Genomic DNA, 17,315 nt, shown 5'->3' with positions numbered 1-17,315 from the left:
ACTGGTTTTGAGTTTTGCTAAACACGGATGACGTCATATCAACGCACGGCTTAAACGGTTAGGAGAAGTATTGATGAAGACACGTGACAGGAAAGAGGGACCTGTTACACCTTGAGGTTATAGCTGGCAGGCTCCTCATTTGGCATAATCGTTTTCTCAACCTGCTTGAGAAGTTGCTGCTGGCCTTGGGTGTACGCCGAAAACTTAGCCATTTTCGCTTCCTGTTCAGCAACGCGATCAATCAAGCCTCGGTAATCACCTCGTTGCTGAGCCTCCGCTTGAGCCTTTTCGGCTTTCATTTTCTCTTCGCGTTCTTTGCGAAGCATTTCCGTCCGTTCTGCCGATGTCAGGGACTGTTCTGTCTTCACACTGTCATTACGGGCACCATACTGGGCCTCATCTTTCTCGCGCTGGCGGGCATTGAGGTACATGTTATTTGAATAACTGGTGTTGATCAGATTTGGCATTGCCCTGTCCTGTCAGCGGGTAAGTTCTACAAAGCTGGATCTTAAATTTAGTACAACATCCAAAGAAGTGGCAGAAATTTCCCTGATTTATTCCCAGTCAACTTACTATAAATCCCGCAGCTCCCTCCAGCTCACGGTTTGATCGTAAGCCCACTTTGGCATCCAGCAGGGTGGAATGGCGGGATGAATCTAATGGCATGACCCGGTCTGTTGAAAAACACAGCTCAAAGTAACCTGTTATCTGAAAGAGAAAACGTCACAGGCACTTGTGGCATTTTTGTTTAGGTTTAACCATTCAGGGAACGATTTTGGCCTGAAAGCGGCATAAAAGGCTCTCACCTAACGCTGAGATATTTGGCATAATGGCGAACAGCCGATATCTAGACTACCTGAGACATATTAAGATGAAACCCAACACAACTGGGCTGAAACGCATTTTTAATGCAACCGGTTACTCTTTTCAGGGACTTCGCGCAGCATGGAACAATGAGGCTGCATTTCGACAGGAATTGGTGCTGTTGGTTGTGATGACCACGGCATCGTTTTTTTTGCCCGTGACCCAGATTGAGCAGCTCTTGATGATCGCCACTCTGTTTCTGGTGGTGATCGTGGAACTGATTAACTCGGCGATTGAAGCCGTCGTAGACCGCATTGGTCCTGAGCATCATGAACTGAGCGGCCGCGCCAAAGACATTGGCTCTGCCGCCGTGTTTGTTGCCCTGCTGCTGGTTGGAATCACCTGGGGGGCTATTCTGCTGTTTTAACTGGAGATGAAACAAGAACAATAAGGGGTAGCCTACCGTCGCCCCTTGCTGTCTTGTTCTTTTGCAAACCCAGCCAACGCCGGGAAATCCGCTTCTGTCCAGACCTGCTTGTTTTTTAACTCGGCAGACAACCTTGCAAACGCTTTTTCTTCTTTCGATGCCCGCGCTTCAAACTGCGCCCATTGGTTCAGGGGATCACCATTGGACAACATCTGCGGTAAGTGCAATGCCTCTCCGCCTGCCACCCCATTGGGTGTCAGGGAAAGGGAAAGTGCATAGTCGCGGTGAAGCAATACCCATTTATCCGGCAAGCGTTTGCTGCTGTCCCACCAAATGCCATCCAACGCCTCAATGCGGGACGCAGTCTCTTGACAGGAAACCGCTTTCAGTGCGTTCAGTTTTTCCGCCAATACCTTGTCCATCGCCTTGCCAAACCCTTGCAGGTCAAGATCAGGCGATTCACTCAAGATATTCATAGCAAGCTTCGCACCCAGCATATTGGAGTAAAGATCTTCCGGGGAGAATGCGGAGGCCAGCTCTTTGAACCCGGCCACCGATACCAGACCAAACCACTGCGCAATTTCGTGCCATTGAGCCAGTCTGAACGCCATGACCCCAGCAATCTCTACCGAGAGTTGCTGTTGTGTCTCTTCCAAAAATTCACCGGATTGCGCCTTCAGCACAATCACCCGTTCACGCAACTCTGCTGGTAGCTTGATTTCTGCATCTGAACCAATCTGACGACGGATTTCACCAAACAGGTAATAGGTAAAATCTGCGGTATCGCGGACATGGGCCGTATCAATAAATCCGCCCAACTCGGTGTAAATCAGGCCGTTGTGTTCCTTACCCATCCCTAACAGGCTGCTGGAAATGCCCTCTGAGCCATCATTGTATTTGTGGTGGCCTACACCATCGGCATCCAGCACATTTCCAACCGAGAAAAAGGGGACAGGCACGCCACCCACCTGCGCTTTCAAATCTTTACCAAAGGCGCAGCAGGGTCTGACACCCACAGGCGCCGCGGCCAATGACAGGCTGCTTATGCTAACAAGTAGGCCACCCAAGCACAGGCGGCAAACCCAAGAGTTAAAACTGCTCACCATGATGATTGTTTGCTGTTAAAACGCTTCGTTGATATGGAAATAGAACCCGCTGCTATCCTTGCCAATACCAAAGTCAAAACGCACATTGATGCGGGGTTTAAACGCAAAACGGTATCCAATACCGACAGTCGGCAGCCAGCGTTGGTCAAAAAGGCTGTCAGCGTCGGGAGCGATATTTCCCGCGCCCACCCAGGTCACCATGCCGTGTCTGGCGTTAAACTGGTGTCGCCATTCCATTTGCGCAGAAAGCTGGTAGCGGTCACGGTACTGGCCAATGTAATAGCCACGCATCCGCTTATCGCTCCCCAGCTCTGAGTAGGCATACCAAGGTACATCGCCGGTCACACCCTGCCCGTAAACCTCCCAAGCCAGAATACTGTCTTGGCATAGCCGCTGGTATTCGCGGTAATTTACCGTAATGCGGTCATAATCAAAATCTGAACCCAAGGTATCGCGGTAGGTGACCCACTCTGCACTGACCAAACGGCCCCGTTCGGGATTTGGCTCAAAGTCGCGGCTGTCGTACTCCAGCGCCAGCACCACACCACTGCTCATGGCATCATCAAGCGCGGTACCTGACAGCGCCGGTCCGTCAGATTCCTGCTCAGTCAGACGCTGTAAATCCCAGCCAAACGTGACATATGACGCAGGCAGGAACTGGTAGGACACTTTGGGGGAAAGCTTGAGGATCCGCGCTTCCTGTTTGGTTTTATTGGCGCTGTTTTCAGCCGCCTCACGTCCTACCCCCCAGTAATAGCCCGGAGCATGACTTATCCAGCCATCAGCCAGCAAGCGCAACGTATCTCCGCGCAGGTAAGTGCGGTTTTCCACGCCCAGCCCGTATGCCCCTGATGTCGACACATAGGATTTCACCGCGACGGTAGAGTATGGCGTGGTGTCCACCCAGTCAGAGGGGGCATAAAGCCCCACCGCAGCAACACCAAACCCCAGCCCCTGCTCGGGGTTCACAAAAGGCCCCGGTAGCACACCCCAGTCAACACCCTGTTCGACATTGATAGTGTCGCTGGACCCGAGCTCGGTAAGCAGGCTCTCAATCCAATCCGGTTGGTCACGTTCAAAGGCCAGTGTCAGAGAAGGCAAAGCCAATGCACACATGGCCAGAGATGTCGTTTTCATGCTCTCTCCTCAGTAACGCATGTCAATTGAGAAGAAAACACTGGTGCGATCGCCAAATCCCGCCTCCCCCAGAAGGTAAAGGTTTGGTGAAATCTGGTACTGCATACCGACAATCGGGTTCCATTCTGTGGTCAGTCGCTGTTCGACATTAAAGCGCCCTTTGCCATCCTTGTTTACCGCGCCAAGAAGGCCGGAAAGCCCCGCGGGTAAATCCAGGCTGGATAAGCTCCCCGACAGTGACTGCTCCACATCCTGATACATAGCGCCGGCCCATAGCCGCATCGGAAATCCGCGGGTATGAAAGTCATAACCAAGACGGGGCGACACCACATAGGCATCAATCGCCCCATCAATCACGGTCAAATTGGTTTTGGTATAGCTGGCGTCTATCACGCTATACCAATTACCATAGCCCCCTGCGAGCACGATACCGCCACCGTATAGATCGCCATCCAAATCAAGTTTGAAATCGATGGGATCACTTCTTTTGCTAATCCCCTTCACACCCACTGTGACACGGGTTTCCGAGTACCCTTTAAGTTTACCGACCATGCCATACACATTCAGGAATGGAAAAAGCCAGACATCCCCACGTAAAGAGAACACTTCACTTTTTTGTTTTCCCGGCTCAGCCTGAATATCAATCAGATCCCTGGGGATCGGCATATCAAACCCAGGAATCGTAATCCCTGGAAGTCCCGGGAATGTAGGAATGGTGATGTCTGGAATTTTCGCTACCAGCCCCTCAAACCCAATCGAATCCACCGCAATGCCCTGTTCCAGATTCATATAGCTCACGTTAAACCCAAAAGGCTTTGGTAATATATACCCCAACGCTAGCGCCTCTTCTTTCCAGATAGGTAAAGAAAATGGCTGGGCCCCGCCAGCTGTCGAATACAGTAACAAGCTACCAGCGAGTAATCGTTTGAATGGAAACATACTTCTACTTCCAAAATCCCTTTCGGGTGCTTTCAAATTGGGAGGTGCAGGTGCGAAGTGAATGCGTTGGCGATCCCAGAATTTCATGCACTGCAACCTAAAGAGGTTGAATATCATACCCAGCAAAACAACAAAGTAAACTTAAAAGTGTACATTGAAAAAATTCTAATCATGAAGTTAGGTAAAAGTCGGTGTTAGGACTAACTGCATGACTAATCGGGATTTTCAGAAAAAACTAGCGTGGTCAGAAAGGCGGAAGATGTACTGTTTGTGTTGTCGCTGTCAGAAGTGGCTGCCACCACGGTCAGGGTGTCGAAGTCCTCTCCATAAAGACGTTTAAAATCCTCCCGAACATTGCGGGTCACTTTTACCCAGGTATATTTCTGGTCAGTTACTGTTGCTGCGAGCATTTTAAACTGTGTAGGCGCAAAAGGGTTGCCCCAGGCACTGTCCTGAGGTTGATTCGGCGTCCAGACATATACAATGGTTTTGCTGCTCATCATTGTGATTCCGGGTGTAACAGTGACGGAAACCCGCCAGGCAAAATCATCCTGCGCTTTCAGCTTCTCATCAATAGTGTCCGGAAAGGTTTCTACCTTCCACCAGTAACTGAGCCAGGGCGTTTTGGAGAGGTCTATTGACGTTTCTTTCAAAAGCCCGGATGCCGTCCCCTGGCTTTTACCGTGCAATACAAGTGCAGGGAAATTGGGATCATTGACCAACTGATACTGGGTCTCGCTTTTAAAGCTTTTGGTATCCCATCGTGATAAATCAGAAAAATCCAGTTTTATCGTTGCAAAAGCAGGTGTGATGAAAAAAATGGCAACAAAGCCTAATATCAGAATCCGCGTATTCATACCCATCCTCCAGAAAAAAGCACCAACGTTTATACCATGACAAATATAGGAACGATTTTTTGTATTGGGAACAGGTTAAAAATGGAACGCACTCAAGACGTTACCCGTCGTCAGAAAATAATGATGATAATCCGAAAAAAGGCAATCAGATTGGAAAAAAAGTCATTGAGGCGACGCTATGCACCACTTGGTTAATGTGTCGATTGGTACTGTCAGAAACCATTTTGGCCATCATATCCTGAATCACAATCATTTTGGCCAGCAAACGCTCGTAGCTGTAATTAGGGGTACCGTCTGCCGTAACACCATTACCCAACAGCATATATTCACCATCGCTGTTCTTACGTGTATTGAGCAACCACGCGACGGTTTCAAGATTTCGGGCGCTGTTGTAGAGCTTTTGCTGATCAATATCGTCCAGAAGATAAAACTCTAGCTGGTTGTTGTAGCTTGCACTGATCATCCCAGTGATCCCCACCATCAGGGCAAAAACACGGTCACCCGGGAATGCTTCTGAAAATGCCAGATGAAGGGCGTCTATTCCATCTAAGCCATTGAGCTCTGCGTAACCCTCTTTGGGCCGTGCCACCGTCATAAACGCCTCGAGACGATCTGCCACTGTCATGTCTGGCACTTTAGCCAGTTCACGGGGGTTACGTTTGTAAAGCTTCACGGTAAGTTCACGGATCGCATCACGGATTTCCAGGATATGGATGTCCGTGATCAGGTCCATGTCAGATTTGGCGAGGTTTTTAAATTCAAACGGGCGATTGTTTACACTACATGCTGTCAACGACAGTATCAGCAGCGCCGCCACCCTAACGCGAAACAACATCCTGATTCTTCGGTTACTCAATCAACGTAATGAGTGTAAGTTGAGCGTACTGTTGTGGCAAATGCCGGTGTTTTAACTCTGAGTTGTGTTTCTCATCGCTACAGGTATCCCGTTCAGCAATGCATGTTGTTCCTCACGCATGACTTGTCTAAAATCACCGCCACTTCCAAGAATGTAAGTTGAGCAAAAACAATGAACAAAAGCTTTTTGACCAATCTTATCGCAGTGGCGGTTTTCACCGCAGGTTACTACTTTGAACAATCTATCGCCTTTTACGGCGGATTGTTTGCGCTGTCCGGTTCACTGACCAACCAACTGGCTGTACACATGTTGTTTGAGAAAGTACCCGGGCTTTATGGCTCCGGCGTTATCCAGGCACGCTTTGAAGCCTTTAAACTGGGTATCAAATCATTGATGATGGACCAGTTTTTCACCAAGGAAAATATTGATCGTTTCCTGAATAAAGAGGTATCTGGCGGTGCAACAATGAACCTGGAACCCGTCATTGAACACATCGACTTTAACCCTGCGTTTGATGGCCTGGTCGACGTGATCAATAACAGTCCATTCGGCGGCATGCTGGTGATGATGGGTGGCGCTGAGGCACTGGCCCCCTTACGCCAGCCGTTTGTGGATAAAATGAAAACCACCGTGGTAGAGATCACCCAGCAGGAAGACTTCCGCGATGCATTGAAAAACCAGATTGAGCAGCCGGAGATGATGGGAGATATCACCGCAAATATTGAATCTGTGATTGAACAGCGTCTGGATGAACTGACCCCGGACATGGTGAAAGAGATCGTGCAAAAAATGATCCGCGAACATCTCGGCTGGCTGGTGGTTTGGGGCGGTGTTTTTGGAGGGGCGATTGGCGTAATTTCTGCGCTGATTTCAGCCTGAATATCCCTTATACCACGCTTTTTTGGCACCTTCGGGTGCCGTTTGTGTCATTCCAGTTGGGTACAGTTCACAAATATCTTACCGTACTGCCAAAAGCCGCCCAGTTCCTCACCTTTCCCGTCAATTCACGCCTACACTGAAACCCAGACATTTTGTCGCAAGCTTGCTACTGGTGAGCGCTTTAAAATACGGAGTGACCACATGGCTAAATCCAACACATTCATCACGCTGTCTGCATTGAGCGCAGCCTTGTTTACCACCTCAGCGTCTGCCCTGATCCTTCCCATTTCTTTGGGTGCCGACGCAGGTATCACTGACGTGAAATACAAAAGCCGCAGTGCAACCGGTTACTTTTGGGCCATCAATGGCCGGCTCCACTTGAATGACTTCACCAGCATATACACCGGCTATGGCGAAACAACCGCAGACATCCCAGATCAAAACGGCGTTGATCAGGATTTTACGTCGACATCTATTCCGCTCGCCCTACAGGTAAACCTGCCTATCGTGATTGGTGATGTCTACGTACGTGGCGGCGGTAACTATTATGACAACACGTATGCCAACGAAACGGAGGATGGATGGGGCCTGCTGGGTGCTGTCGGTATTAACCTGTCCCCCGGTGTAGGTCCCGGGCTGGCAGTAGAATTGACTTACCGCGATGCTGGAAGTGCGGAAACCAGCTCTGTCGGCGTAGGGGCCAGCCTGCGTTTTTGACAAGTTGTCATCAATGGTAAGCATTCACCATAAACGCAAAAGCGCCTGAACAGCCGGCGCTTTTTTCATGGGCATTTGATTGATGGACAACATGTTATTGGTGATGGTCGAGGTAAGTTTCTGCCTGCGCTTTCCCCATATAACGACCCAGTGTTTTGGCGGGTACATTACGTAAATCTACCGTGATCAGGCCATCCAGTGCATTGTTAAATGCCGGATCCACATTGAAGCATACCAGCTTGCCGTTTAGCCCAAGATACTGGCGAAGCAACACAGGTACGCCCAGTCCGCGGCTCATGCGGCTGATCACTTTTGACAGCAATTGCAAGTCACCCAATCCCGATAACATCGACGTATGCCAGGGTACGGGTTCTGTGCTTTCAAGTGGCGTTGTTGGCGAAACCAACTGCGCAATGTTCTCGTCGTAATGGTGAACACTCAGGGTTTCCGCCAGCAAGCGGCGCGCAGTCAACGGGTAATCATTACTGATGCTGACGGGCCCAAACAACATGGTGATATTTGGGTGCTTACTCACATACACCGCTATACCTTTCCAAAGCAGCAGCAGTGCTGACAGGCTGCGTTGGTAGTGTTGGTCTATGACTGAGCGCCCCATTTCCAGCGAGTTCCCCATACTCTCAACAAAACGTTCGTCGTATTGGAACAAGCTGCGTGAATAAAGCCCATCCAGGCCTTTGCCGGTAACGATTTCCTGCACTTTTCCCAGCCGGTATGCACCAACCAGCCGACGGGCTTTCCTGTCCCAGATAAACAGGTGCAAATAATAACTGTCATAGTCGTCAAGATCACAGGCTAACCCCGTGCCCTCACCGACAGCCCGGAAATTCACTTCCCGCATCCTACCAATTTCCTGGAGGATCACTGGAATATGGATACTTTCCGTGCAATAGACATCGAATTCATTCGAGGACAGCAGTGTCGCCTCTGGTGGCAGACTTGCCAGTTCGTGCTCAATCGCCAAAACAGGCTGCGGTGAAATAATCGACGCGCCTGTCTGCTCCTGTACACCCGCCATCGGGGCTTGTTCACGATTGAGTAAATAAGTGTTCAGCCTGAGATAACTCACCAATGCGTCGTCGCTGTCAAATGCCCGGCATTCATTCCATGAAATGGGCTCACCAATGGAAAGCGAAATAGCATCGCCCCGTTTGTTGAGCAATTCCCGGGCTAACATGGCCGTACGAAGCATCGGGTGAATGCACCCTGCACGGTAAAATTTACGGCTATTCTGACCACCAATATAAACCGGCAATGTTGTCGCTTTGTGTTTCTTTACCAGAGCCGCTACTGACCGGCTCCAGGTTTTGTCATTCAGTTGCCCGTTTTCGTCAAATGTCGACACCTCACCTGCAGGGAAAATCAGCAGGAGCCCTCCTTCGCTGATATGCTGGTGCGCTTCACGAAGGGCGCGCAAGTTAGCCTTGCGGGCACTTTCCCCGTCAAACACATCAACACCGATAAAGATGTCGCTCAACTCTGGTATTCGTTTGAGGTAATAATTCGCCAGCACTTTGACATCCGGACGGACCTGGCGAAGTAATTTGGCAAGGATAACGCCTTCTACGCCACCAAGTGGGTGATTGGCAACCACCACGGTACTTCCCAACTCAGGGATATTGCTTAGCTTTCCGGAAGAAACCGCATAGTCGATGCCAAGCACATCAAGCGTGTAGGAGAGAAATGCGTCCGTCTCTATTCCTTCAGGACGGCGACGGTAGTGCTTATCCAACGTCCGTAAACCGGTCAGCGATTCAACGGCTTTTTCCATCACACCAAACGGCGTTTTCCTTGGAAGTTGAAAGGGACTGATCATGCATCGCTCTCCTAGGGTCGCTTAACGTTTCGCCCAGTTTTTGTCACCCAAATTAATAAAACCTGGGATATCTTGTTCCCATGTCTTTTGCACTGAGCCGTTATAGTTCAGGTACAGCTTGTCATCGACAATCGCCCAAAACTCCGGGTCACCCGGCGCCAGATCATCTTTTTCAGCAATCGCCCATGCACAGTGGCCACCGTACTGTGGAGCATACTTTTCAGGGTCAGCCAAAAACTTGTCGAGGTTTTTCTGGCTGGTAAACAACCAGTCTGCACCTTGGTATTTCGTTTGGAATGCCGATTTACCTTTGACGGGTTTGCCATCAAAGAAAGACACTGTGTCATATCCACTTACCGCTTTATTGCCAAACAAGCCGGTATAGATATCCGCTGCAAACGTCAGCGGGGAGAACAACAAAGTAAGTAGTAACAATACGCGAGACATCTTTTACTCCTTTATTAAGCACAAGTCTGCTCGCCAAATAAGAACCAGACTGGACAGCAAAACTTTCACCTTTTTTCTCTCGCCACCAGAAAAAGGCTTCCCCTGTTACGCAATAAGTTTTTCAGCACGGCCGGGCCGTTTTGACAAAGAGGCCCATCGACATAAATCATTTCCATCGTTTGTGGCGATACTTTCAAATGAGTAAAGCTCACCGTATTGGCGTCTTCCCGATGCATACAGACAGATTTATACCCCGCTTCGGGAACATGGCTGCGATGAAATGCCCAGGCTTTCTCCACCGTTTTTGGCGCTGTCATGATGGCGTTATATGCCTCGCGACGGGCAATCATCACGTCCTGAAACGCGACGGATGAGGAAATCATGGGCTCACTGCTGGGGCGTTGTGTCAACACATGCCCATCCCACTGGAACGCAATCACGTGGCCATGAGTGGCACAAAGATCCGGTGCGAAAACCAGTAAGGTGAAAGGTGCATATGATCCCATGTGAAGGCTATTGAGCTTATGCACCACGTCAGACACCCTGGGATATGACGCGAGCATTTTGACCAGCAATCCCCGGCTGATCAGGGGAAGCTCTGGAATATCTCCCTGATAGTAGTTAAGTAAACACAATGACAAACCATGCTGGTTGGTGGCAATCCAAGTGCCTCCGCCATCAGGATCCACTGGCATCAGGAATTCAGTACCGTTTTCACGCATTTTTTGTGGGGGTATGGCAATCGCCCTCCCCTTTTGTTCATCACGGTTAAAGAAAACCTCGTACCCGTTATCATGGAGCAACCAGCTAACGGTACACATTCATTTATCTCCGCGGAAATGACTGAGTGTAGCGGGGGCAAAACCAAAGGTTTCTGCCACCGGAATGTCTTGTGCACAAAGGCTGACACGGACTAACGCGAAGTGGTGCACGGCATGGCTGGAAGCAAATACCAGTTCACGGCCAAGGGTGGATGTGGATGTTGCCGCCACCTGACGGTTCAGGCTCACTTCATGTCGAACATCAACAACATCCGCCATATCTGTGTCAGTGAGCCCTTCCAGCCATTCACATATTTGTTGCCACTCCGCAATGGCGACATTGCGGTCAGTTTCAACCGGGTGTGCACGGCGACGCGCATCATAATTAATACCCTGTACCGAGGCCGCATGAAACAAATCTAAAACGTGGCGCATATGCTGGCCGATAGAACTTTGCAGATAAGGCGCCGCCACAAAGTTATACTGCGCATAAGACAGCTGGTATAAAAGCTCAAGTGCTTGCGCCGCCACATCTAACCCGCCTTCTACTTCAACAGGAAGTGGCACTCTCAATGATGGCTTGGCGTCGGTTGCAAACATGGTATCCCCTCAATGTAACTGCAGTGTTTTGATTGTGCGTTGTTTTAGTCGGTGGATGGGTAATCGCGCACCAGAGACTTTTCCTTTCGCCAGGCATGGTATAAATCCACCAGCGACGGTACCTTATGTCCAGCTTGTCGCTGCAGGTTGCCAATCTCAAACAACATGCGGTACTGTTCCAGCAAAGTGCTGAAAGCACTCTTTATAGTTGCACCGCGATCCCAGATATGAGCCGCCTCACTGCTGGCACCATTCACTTCCAGCAGCACGAAATCCTCCCCCCGCATCAGGCTGTTGATATCGCGGAATTTCAGGTCGATTCGCCCATAGTGAAAACCGGGAAAGTCATCAAAAATTTCATCCAGTTGCTCAACCAATGCATCGCTGATGTAGCGGTTGCCATCGCGGAAAATGGCACCGCGACTATGACTGCCCGCAAACGCCAGGCGAACGGTTTCGCCCTTTGCCGGCACCCAATCCAGTTTATTCTGGTGACGCGCCAGATACAGATGCGCCAGTTTCCCTGCTCGGGCATCATCTTTAATCAACTGCGCAAGGTGGCTTTCGCCGTCACCTATCACAAACGGGTTGTATTTGAGGGTCATAGAGAAAACCCGGCCTTTTTTCTGACCGGGATAGCGCACGTAAAACACACCAGCTTCCGCGTTATAAGGGGCTTTTTCCTGAAGCATCAAACGCGCGCCGTTAGGAAATAAACGCAGGTATTCATCCAGCTCACCCCGGTTTTCTATCAGGCGCACCCCCGCGCCCCGGCACCCTAAATCTGGCTTGGCAACGACAGGAAAGCCAAGCCCTGCAGTATGAAGAGCCGCCAACGCTTGATGGGCTTGCGTTTGCGGCGACATCGTGCTTTTTTCCCACATGATATATGGAAGAATCCAACGCTTGGCCTTGTCTCCGGCCAGTGACAATATGGCATCTTTGGACTCCCCCACCATGCCGCTGAGCACAATGCCAGGGTTGACCACCAATGGCAAGCCCAAACTCCGGTATTTCAGTCCGTGCCATAACCATTGCAGGGCAACGGGCGTATAAAACACCCAGCTTGGCCAAAACTCAAAAAATGAGACGGGTTTGCCACTCATGTCGAGCGGTGGCATACCGTGATTAACGGGTAGAGCAGGCGAGGTTTTCTCTTCCACCAGTTTTAGTCTGTGCAAACAGCTTTCTCCTTCAGCTTGTCACCAGCCACTCGATTGACCACGATGAGCAAGAGCACTGCAATGGGAATAAGTCCCCAGTTAAGATGATGATTAACCCACCCAATGCCGCCTAATTGGTAAACCAGCGTGAAAATCAATATTGTCCAAAGCGCAGTAGCCATCAAAACGGCGGATAAAAACGGCTTGAGTCCGACACGAAAAAAACCACTCAGACAAAAACCCACAAACCGAAGACCAGGCACAAACCGGATAAGAAACAAATTGCCAAACGCATGCGCACGCAGTTTTCGGCGAATCACTCTTACGCTCGGTTGAGTCAGCAAGCCTCCCCGCAATGTGCGCCACCGCCGAGCCCATAAGCCCAGTAAATAAAGGCCTATATCTCCGGTAGCGATGCCAACAAATATTGCCCCAAAAGCTAACGATACGGGCATCACCCCTTGGACAGCTGCCACACTGGCTGTAATAATGGCCAAATCTTCAAGCAGGTAGGACAACAGGATCACCGCAAAAAAGAGCGTAACAGGGGAAAGTGTCAGCAATGTGGCGGTGATATCATTCAAGGTAAGCGCCCGGATCCATAATTCTATTAACAGAATAGACAGGATTGGCTGCCATTTTGTTTCAGCACGGCAAGAAATTGTTATTTTCACAAAAAGAGAACACGTTGAAAGGCAGTTTAACGGCTAGCTGAACGTCATCAAACCAGCCTTTCTCTTTACAGAAAACCGTGACACGCCCTTTAATAACCTTGAAGGAACCTGAACGACTTTTAGGCACAGAAATAAGACATCATCTAAACTTTTGAGACAATCCCCTGCCCGGGATGATGGTTTGCTGTCCAGCCATTACCACATGGCAGACACCGCCAAATGAGCTCAAAAGATTGGATATGAGAATGACATCACAGGCAGCGCCCGCGCAATCAAAGGACGTGTTTCCCCAAAATGCGCTGTTGATCCGGATCATGCTGCTCTTTCTCGGCGGCCTGGTTGTATCGCTGTATTCTATCTACTTTCTCCGCCAGCCCGGCAGTGCTGCGTTTATCTGGTACACCAACGGTTTTTCCATTGCCATGATCGCGCTGGCACCGACAAATCAGAGAATTTCCCTGATTGGGACGGTTTTTGTTGCCATACTTCTGTCAAACCTCATTTTTGGTGATGCACCCGGCCAAAGCATCCAACTTGCTATGGCCAACATCGCCACCATCATTGCCGGGGGTTTGTCACTGGCTTATATCAGCCGCATCGACGAACCGTTTCTTTCACTGAAAGCGTTCGGTTGGTTTGTCGTAGCGACCGTGCTTATCAGCCCCGCCATAGGTGCATTACTTGGAGGATGGACGCTTCACCAGACCCTGTCCGTTCCCCTTGAGACCGTCGTATCAGCTTGGTATTTCGGCGATGTCATCGGCATTCTGGCGATTACACCGTTGATCTATACACTGCTGCAGCGGAAACAAGGGCTTCCCTCTACCTTTTACAAGCCCACAACTGCACTCACGATTATCGCTATCTCGGCCTTATCAGGCTGGTTGCTGTCGCACGTTGCGTATCCCTTTATTGCCATTGCTATCGCCCTCACTGTCGCCAGCGCAGTTCTTGATAGACTGTCCGCCTTTTTCACCGCTTTTATCGTGTCAGTCACGCTTGACTTGCTGTTGGTGAGCCCGGACAACCTCATGTCGTCAACGGGCCCTACCGGCACTACCGAGCTGTTAATGCCGATCAGTGGGGCGATGTTGCTGGGGGGATTACTGGCCGTCAAATCTGCACGTTTACTGCAAATCCAGAAAATAAGTGATGAACGGGCAACACTGTTCTCCAATGCTATGCAATCTTCTGTCATTGGCACTGTGATGGTGCAACCTGATGGCAAGATGTCCAACCCCAACAACAGCTTCGTGGAGCTTATCGGCTACACACATGAAGAATTGGACAGGAAAACCTTCCAACAACTGGTTTTTCACCGAGACAAGGATGCGACAAATGAGCAGCTTTACCTGCTCACAGAAAACAAAATCGACAGTTTCAAAACAGAAATTCGCCTGACCCGCAAAAATAAGCAGGTGATCTGGACCCGCATTGGCGTCTCAGTTGTCCGTGATAAATGGCATGGCAGTGTCTTACATTTTATTTATCAGGTGCAGGACATTGATAAAGATCAGCGCTTTGAGCATGAGCGGAATATGTGGTCACAAAAGTTCGAGTTTGCCCTCGGTATCAACCGCACAGCCGTGTATGAAATGGAATGTCACACCAAATTTCTCCACCTGTCAGGTAATGCCATCCTAGCTATCGGCGTCAACGCTGCCAACATAAAGCGGCTTTACGAATGGATGTCCCGAATCCATCCGGATGACCTGCGCGAATACCAACATACGATGGCTCACTGCGGCGGTAAGTTTGACACCATTGAATACCGGCTGATGGACGATAGCGAAAAATACCGCTGGGTCCGGGACCATTGTCGTCCGATAGAACAAGACAGTCATGGTGTGACAACAAAAGTCATTGGCACCATTACTGACATTGATGATGAACGGGAACGCGCCCTCCAAAAAGCGCTATCCTCCAAACAAGTCGAGTTGATAGAGCAGGTTGGCGAATTGGGTATTTGGGAATATGAACCACACAGCGCAACCCTCTACTGGAACCGGGAAATGTACACGCTGTATGGGATCAGCGAAGAAGAAGAGATTACGCTGGAAACATGGCGAGACAGACTGCTCGACGCCGATCGTCACCCGTTTGATACGCTGTTTAATATCGGCCGCATACACAATGAACACATCACGTTAAATATCCAGGTAAAACACACCAGTGGCCTGATTGTTAACCATTCAATTTCCGCCCGGATTATCCATGCAGAATCTGGCACGCGGTTAGCTGGGCTTTGCCAGGAAACAACCCGCCTTCAAAAAGAAAACGTCGTTCTGACCAGAGAAAACCAATTGCTGTCTGCCGCGATCGAGTCTGTCAACGACGGGATAATTGTCCTTGATCCACTATTACGTATCACATTTATCAATCAACACGCAGCCGAACTGACCGGTTACCCTGCGAGCAACCTCATTGGCAGCACCATTGACGAACAATTCAATGTGTTTGACCACCACAGCCAATATGCCTTCGCACATTTACTTTCTGCCTACCATCAGGACTTTTGCTTGAGCGGCACGTTCACGCTGCAAACTGAGCAGTTTCAGGAGACGTTGGTGTATCTTGAAGCGACGCCGGTGGCGCCCCACAACAATGCAACGAATGGCTGGATACTGACCTTTCGTATCCAGGATGCCTTACCTTCCCGTGCGGCTAACAGCGAAGGTCGATACAGTGTTGATCCCATTACCAAATTTCCTGGTAAACGGGCATTTGAGCAAATCCTACAGATCCATACGGATAACCTGCACCATGCAACAGTCAGCCATGTGTTAGTCATGATCGAACTGAAGGGGCTAGAGGCTCTGGCTGATGCTTTCGGGGATCCAGTCAAAGACCAGTTGATAAAATCCGCTGCCATATTGATAAAATCCTATGCCACAAAATCTGTTGCTCGCTTGAGCGAGAGCCGTTTTGGTCTGCTGCTGGAAAACCAGGGGCTGGACAGTGCGCAAGAGACCATGTCGTCGTTATCAGAAAAGCTCTGTGCGCTGAAATACCAACCGGGAGAAACCGCGTATCGCCTTGATTGCGTGATGGGGCTGACGTTGATCGATGGCGGCCAGAAAACACCGTTCCAGATAATCTATCAGGCGCAAATTGCCGTGGAATCCGTCTCTGATGACTGTCATCCTGCTATCTCGGTGTTTGATCCCTCATCATTAACAGACGGCATTTCTTTCCGACACGATTTTCTGCTCCAACGTATTGATACTGCCATCACCAACCGTTCGTTCAGCCTGCTCTGTATGCCCATCATGTCTAACCGAAATGGACTTCAAAACTGGCATGAAGTGTTAGTACGTTTGATCACCGAAGAAGGGCAACTGTTGTTACCTGCCGAATTCCTGCCCGCTGCAGAGCCCACTGGCCGCCTTATCAGCATTGAACGCTGGGTATTTAATGAGGTGTTGAACGAGCAAGCACAAGCATTGGCTTCAGCAGGGCTCAACATTGCTATCAACATTTCTGCCAGCGCTTTTTATAATGAAAACTTCATCGACTATTGCTTGACGCTGATCAAAAAGAGTAACTTGCCCAGCCGCCGCCTCTGCATCGAAATCAAAGAGAGCACCCTGCTGATTGATACCCTTCGGGCCAAAGACGTGGTCTCTTCACTTCGCAAATTAGGCTGTGAAGTGGCCGTAGACAATTTCGGCACCGAGTTAACTTCCTTAAGCTATTTGCGCAAATTCAATGTCAGTATCATCAAAATCGATGGCAGCCTGATCGCTATGATGAAAGCAAGCCTGGTGGACAGACGTATTGTCGAGTCTATCAAACAGATCAGCGACTCACTCCGAATTAAAACCGCCGCACAAAAAGTCAACAGTGATGAAGACCTGCGTCTGGTGCAGGCTGCCGATCTCGATTACATTCAAGGCTATGTATTTGGTGATCCCCTTCCTCTTGCGCGTGTGATTTCCTCCGCCAAAGCAGGGCTGCTCCATCACCCGAAAAATGAACACGGGAAAAGCTTCAACTGATCAAATGCCTTGCTGCATTTCCCCGCTTTGCATAGATATACAGGTCACAGTGTGCTCACGCATGCCTTCCCATTTGGCTCAATTTGACATTCAATCAGTGAGAAAAAGATGTCGAG

16 protein-coding genes are annotated in these 17,315 nt (G+C 49.8%); 4 read left to right on the top strand and 12 right to left on the bottom strand.

Annotation, left to right across the window (positions count from 1 at the left end):
• Window positions 1-104: 104 nt before the first annotated feature.
• Window positions 105-467: a hypothetical protein gene (locus tag AC6IB1_RS03375; protein WP_497566352.1), complete on the bottom strand. Its 363-nt coding sequence runs from the start codon at window positions 465-467 to the stop codon at window positions 105-107.
• Between the two features lie 404 nt (window positions 468-871).
• Between AC6IB1_RS03375 and AC6IB1_RS03370 the strand changes: the two genes are divergently transcribed.
• Window positions 872-1,231, top strand: a complete 360-nt coding sequence (locus AC6IB1_RS03370) for a diacylglycerol kinase (RefSeq protein ID WP_497566351.1) — start codon at window positions 872-874, stop codon at window positions 1,229-1,231.
• 32 nt (window positions 1,232-1,263) lie between these two features.
• Here the strand turns inward: AC6IB1_RS03370 and AC6IB1_RS03365 are convergent, their stop codons facing one another.
• The 5 genes from AC6IB1_RS03365 to AC6IB1_RS03345 form a co-directional block, all read right to left on the bottom strand.
• A complete protein-coding gene (locus AC6IB1_RS03365; RefSeq protein ID WP_497566350.1) occupies window positions 1,264-2,337 on the bottom strand; it encodes a DUF4056 domain-containing protein in 1,074 nt (357 codons plus the stop codon).
• Window positions 2,338-2,352: 15 nt separating this feature from the next.
• Complete coding sequence (locus tag AC6IB1_RS03360; RefSeq protein ID WP_497566349.1) at window positions 2,353-3,474, bottom strand: BamA/TamA family outer membrane protein; 1,122 nt, start codon at window positions 3,472-3,474, stop codon at window positions 2,353-2,355.
• Window positions 3,475-3,483: 9 nt separating this feature from the next.
• Window positions 3,484-4,413 carry a TonB-dependent receptor gene (locus AC6IB1_RS03355; RefSeq protein WP_497566348.1) on the bottom strand — a complete coding sequence of 310 codons (930 nt, stop codon included), beginning with the start codon at window positions 4,411-4,413 and terminating at the stop codon, window positions 3,484-3,486.
• Between the two features lie 212 nt (window positions 4,414-4,625).
• Window positions 4,626-5,270 carry a DUF3047 domain-containing protein gene (locus AC6IB1_RS03350; protein ID WP_497566347.1) on the bottom strand — a complete coding sequence of 215 codons (645 nt, stop codon included), beginning with the start codon at window positions 5,268-5,270 and terminating at the stop codon, window positions 4,626-4,628.
• Between the two features lie 145 nt (window positions 5,271-5,415).
• Entirely contained in the window at window positions 5,416-6,105 is a 690-nt protein-coding gene (locus AC6IB1_RS03345; RefSeq protein ID WP_497566346.1) for a hypothetical protein, read from the bottom strand.
• A 192-nt stretch (window positions 6,106-6,297) separates the two neighbouring features.
• On the opposite strand from AC6IB1_RS03345, the gene AC6IB1_RS03340 reads away from it, so the two are divergent.
• Together AC6IB1_RS03340 and AC6IB1_RS03335 are read left to right on the top strand one after the other, a co-directional pair.
• Entirely contained in the window at window positions 6,298-7,005 is a 708-nt protein-coding gene (locus tag AC6IB1_RS03340) for a DUF445 domain-containing protein (RefSeq protein ID WP_497566345.1), read from the top strand.
• Window positions 7,006-7,206: 201 nt separating this feature from the next.
• Window positions 7,207-7,722: a hypothetical protein gene (locus AC6IB1_RS03335; protein WP_497566344.1), complete on the top strand. Its 516-nt coding sequence runs from the start codon at window positions 7,207-7,209 to the stop codon at window positions 7,720-7,722.
• A 94-nt stretch (window positions 7,723-7,816) separates the two neighbouring features.
• Here the strand turns inward: AC6IB1_RS03335 and AC6IB1_RS03330 are convergent, their stop codons facing one another.
• The 6 genes from AC6IB1_RS03330 to AC6IB1_RS03305 form a co-directional block, all read right to left on the bottom strand.
• Window positions 7,817-9,556 (bottom strand): bifunctional lysophospholipid acyltransferase family protein/GNAT family N-acetyltransferase, encoded by a 1,740-nt coding sequence (locus AC6IB1_RS03330; protein ID WP_497566343.1) that lies wholly within the window; start codon window positions 9,554-9,556, stop codon window positions 7,817-7,819.
• 21 nt (window positions 9,557-9,577) lie between these two features.
• Window positions 9,578-10,003, bottom strand: coding sequence for a YHS domain-containing (seleno)protein (locus AC6IB1_RS03325; protein ID WP_497566342.1), 426 nt, complete (start codon window positions 10,001-10,003; stop codon window positions 9,578-9,580).
• 65 nt (window positions 10,004-10,068) lie between these two features.
• A complete protein-coding gene (locus AC6IB1_RS03320; protein WP_497566341.1) occupies window positions 10,069-10,824 on the bottom strand; it encodes an NRDE family protein in 756 nt (251 codons plus the stop codon).
• Window positions 10,825-11,364, bottom strand: coding sequence for a DinB family protein (locus AC6IB1_RS03315; RefSeq protein WP_497566340.1), 540 nt, complete (start codon window positions 11,362-11,364; stop codon window positions 10,825-10,827).
• A gap of 44 nt (window positions 11,365-11,408) precedes the next feature.
• A complete protein-coding gene (locus AC6IB1_RS03310; RefSeq protein WP_497566696.1) occupies window positions 11,409-12,485 on the bottom strand; it encodes a D-alanine--D-alanine ligase in 1,077 nt (358 codons plus the stop codon).
• Window positions 12,486-12,532: 47 nt separating this feature from the next.
• The gene (locus AC6IB1_RS03305) at window positions 12,533-13,111 is read right to left on the bottom strand and encodes a DedA family protein (protein WP_497566339.1); all 579 of its coding nucleotides are present in this window, start codon (window positions 13,109-13,111) and stop codon (window positions 12,533-12,535) included.
• A gap of 335 nt (window positions 13,112-13,446) precedes the next feature.
• Here AC6IB1_RS03305 and AC6IB1_RS03300 point away from each other — a divergent pair, with 335 nt between their 5' ends.
• Entirely contained in the window at window positions 13,447-17,199 is a 3,753-nt protein-coding gene (locus tag AC6IB1_RS03300) for an EAL domain-containing protein (RefSeq protein WP_497566338.1), read from the top strand.
• Window positions 17,200-17,315: the final 116 nt, after the last annotated feature.

It is taken from the genome of Grimontia sp. THUN1695 (assembly GCF_059704325.2).
This window is presented reverse-complemented; position numbering and strand designations above follow the sequence as displayed.

Coding starts and splice junctions, on each gene's coding strand:
- AC6IB1_RS03375 (WP_497566352.1), bottom strand. CDS start 467: ATGCCAAATCTGATCAACACCAGTTATTCAAATAACATGTACCTCAAT.
- AC6IB1_RS03370 (WP_497566351.1), top strand. CDS start 872: ATGAAACCCAACACAACTGGGCTGAAACGCATTTTTAATGCAACCGGT.
- AC6IB1_RS03365 (WP_497566350.1), bottom strand. CDS start 2,337: ATGGTGAGCAGTTTTAACTCTTGGGTTTGCCGCCTGTGCTTGGGTGGC.
- AC6IB1_RS03360 (WP_497566349.1), bottom strand. CDS start 3,474: ATGAAAACGACATCTCTGGCCATGTGTGCATTGGCTTTGCCTTCTCTG.
- AC6IB1_RS03355 (WP_497566348.1), bottom strand. CDS start 4,413: ATGTTTCCATTCAAACGATTACTCGCTGGTAGCTTGTTACTGTATTCG.
- AC6IB1_RS03350 (WP_497566347.1), bottom strand. CDS start 5,270: ATGAATACGCGGATTCTGATATTAGGCTTTGTTGCCATTTTTTTCATC.
- AC6IB1_RS03345 (WP_497566346.1), bottom strand. CDS start 6,105: ATGTTGTTTCGCGTTAGGGTGGCGGCGCTGCTGATACTGTCGTTGACA.
- AC6IB1_RS03340 (WP_497566345.1), top strand. CDS start 6,298: ATGAACAAAAGCTTTTTGACCAATCTTATCGCAGTGGCGGTTTTCACC.
- AC6IB1_RS03335 (WP_497566344.1), top strand. CDS start 7,207: ATGGCTAAATCCAACACATTCATCACGCTGTCTGCATTGAGCGCAGCC.
- AC6IB1_RS03330 (WP_497566343.1), bottom strand. CDS start 9,556: ATGATCAGTCCCTTTCAACTTCCAAGGAAAACGCCGTTTGGTGTGATG.
- AC6IB1_RS03325 (WP_497566342.1), bottom strand. CDS start 10,003: ATGTCTCGCGTATTGTTACTACTTACTTTGTTGTTCTCCCCGCTGACG.
- AC6IB1_RS03320 (WP_497566341.1), bottom strand. CDS start 10,824: ATGTGTACCGTTAGCTGGTTGCTCCATGATAACGGGTACGAGGTTTTC.
- AC6IB1_RS03315 (WP_497566340.1), bottom strand. CDS start 11,364: ATGTTTGCAACCGACGCCAAGCCATCATTGAGAGTGCCACTTCCTGTT.
- AC6IB1_RS03310 (WP_497566696.1), bottom strand. CDS start 12,485: ATGCCACCGCTCGACATGAGTGGCAAACCCGTCTCATTTTTTGAGTTT.
- AC6IB1_RS03300 (WP_497566338.1), top strand. CDS start 13,447: ATGACATCACAGGCAGCGCCCGCGCAATCAAAGGACGTGTTTCCCCAA.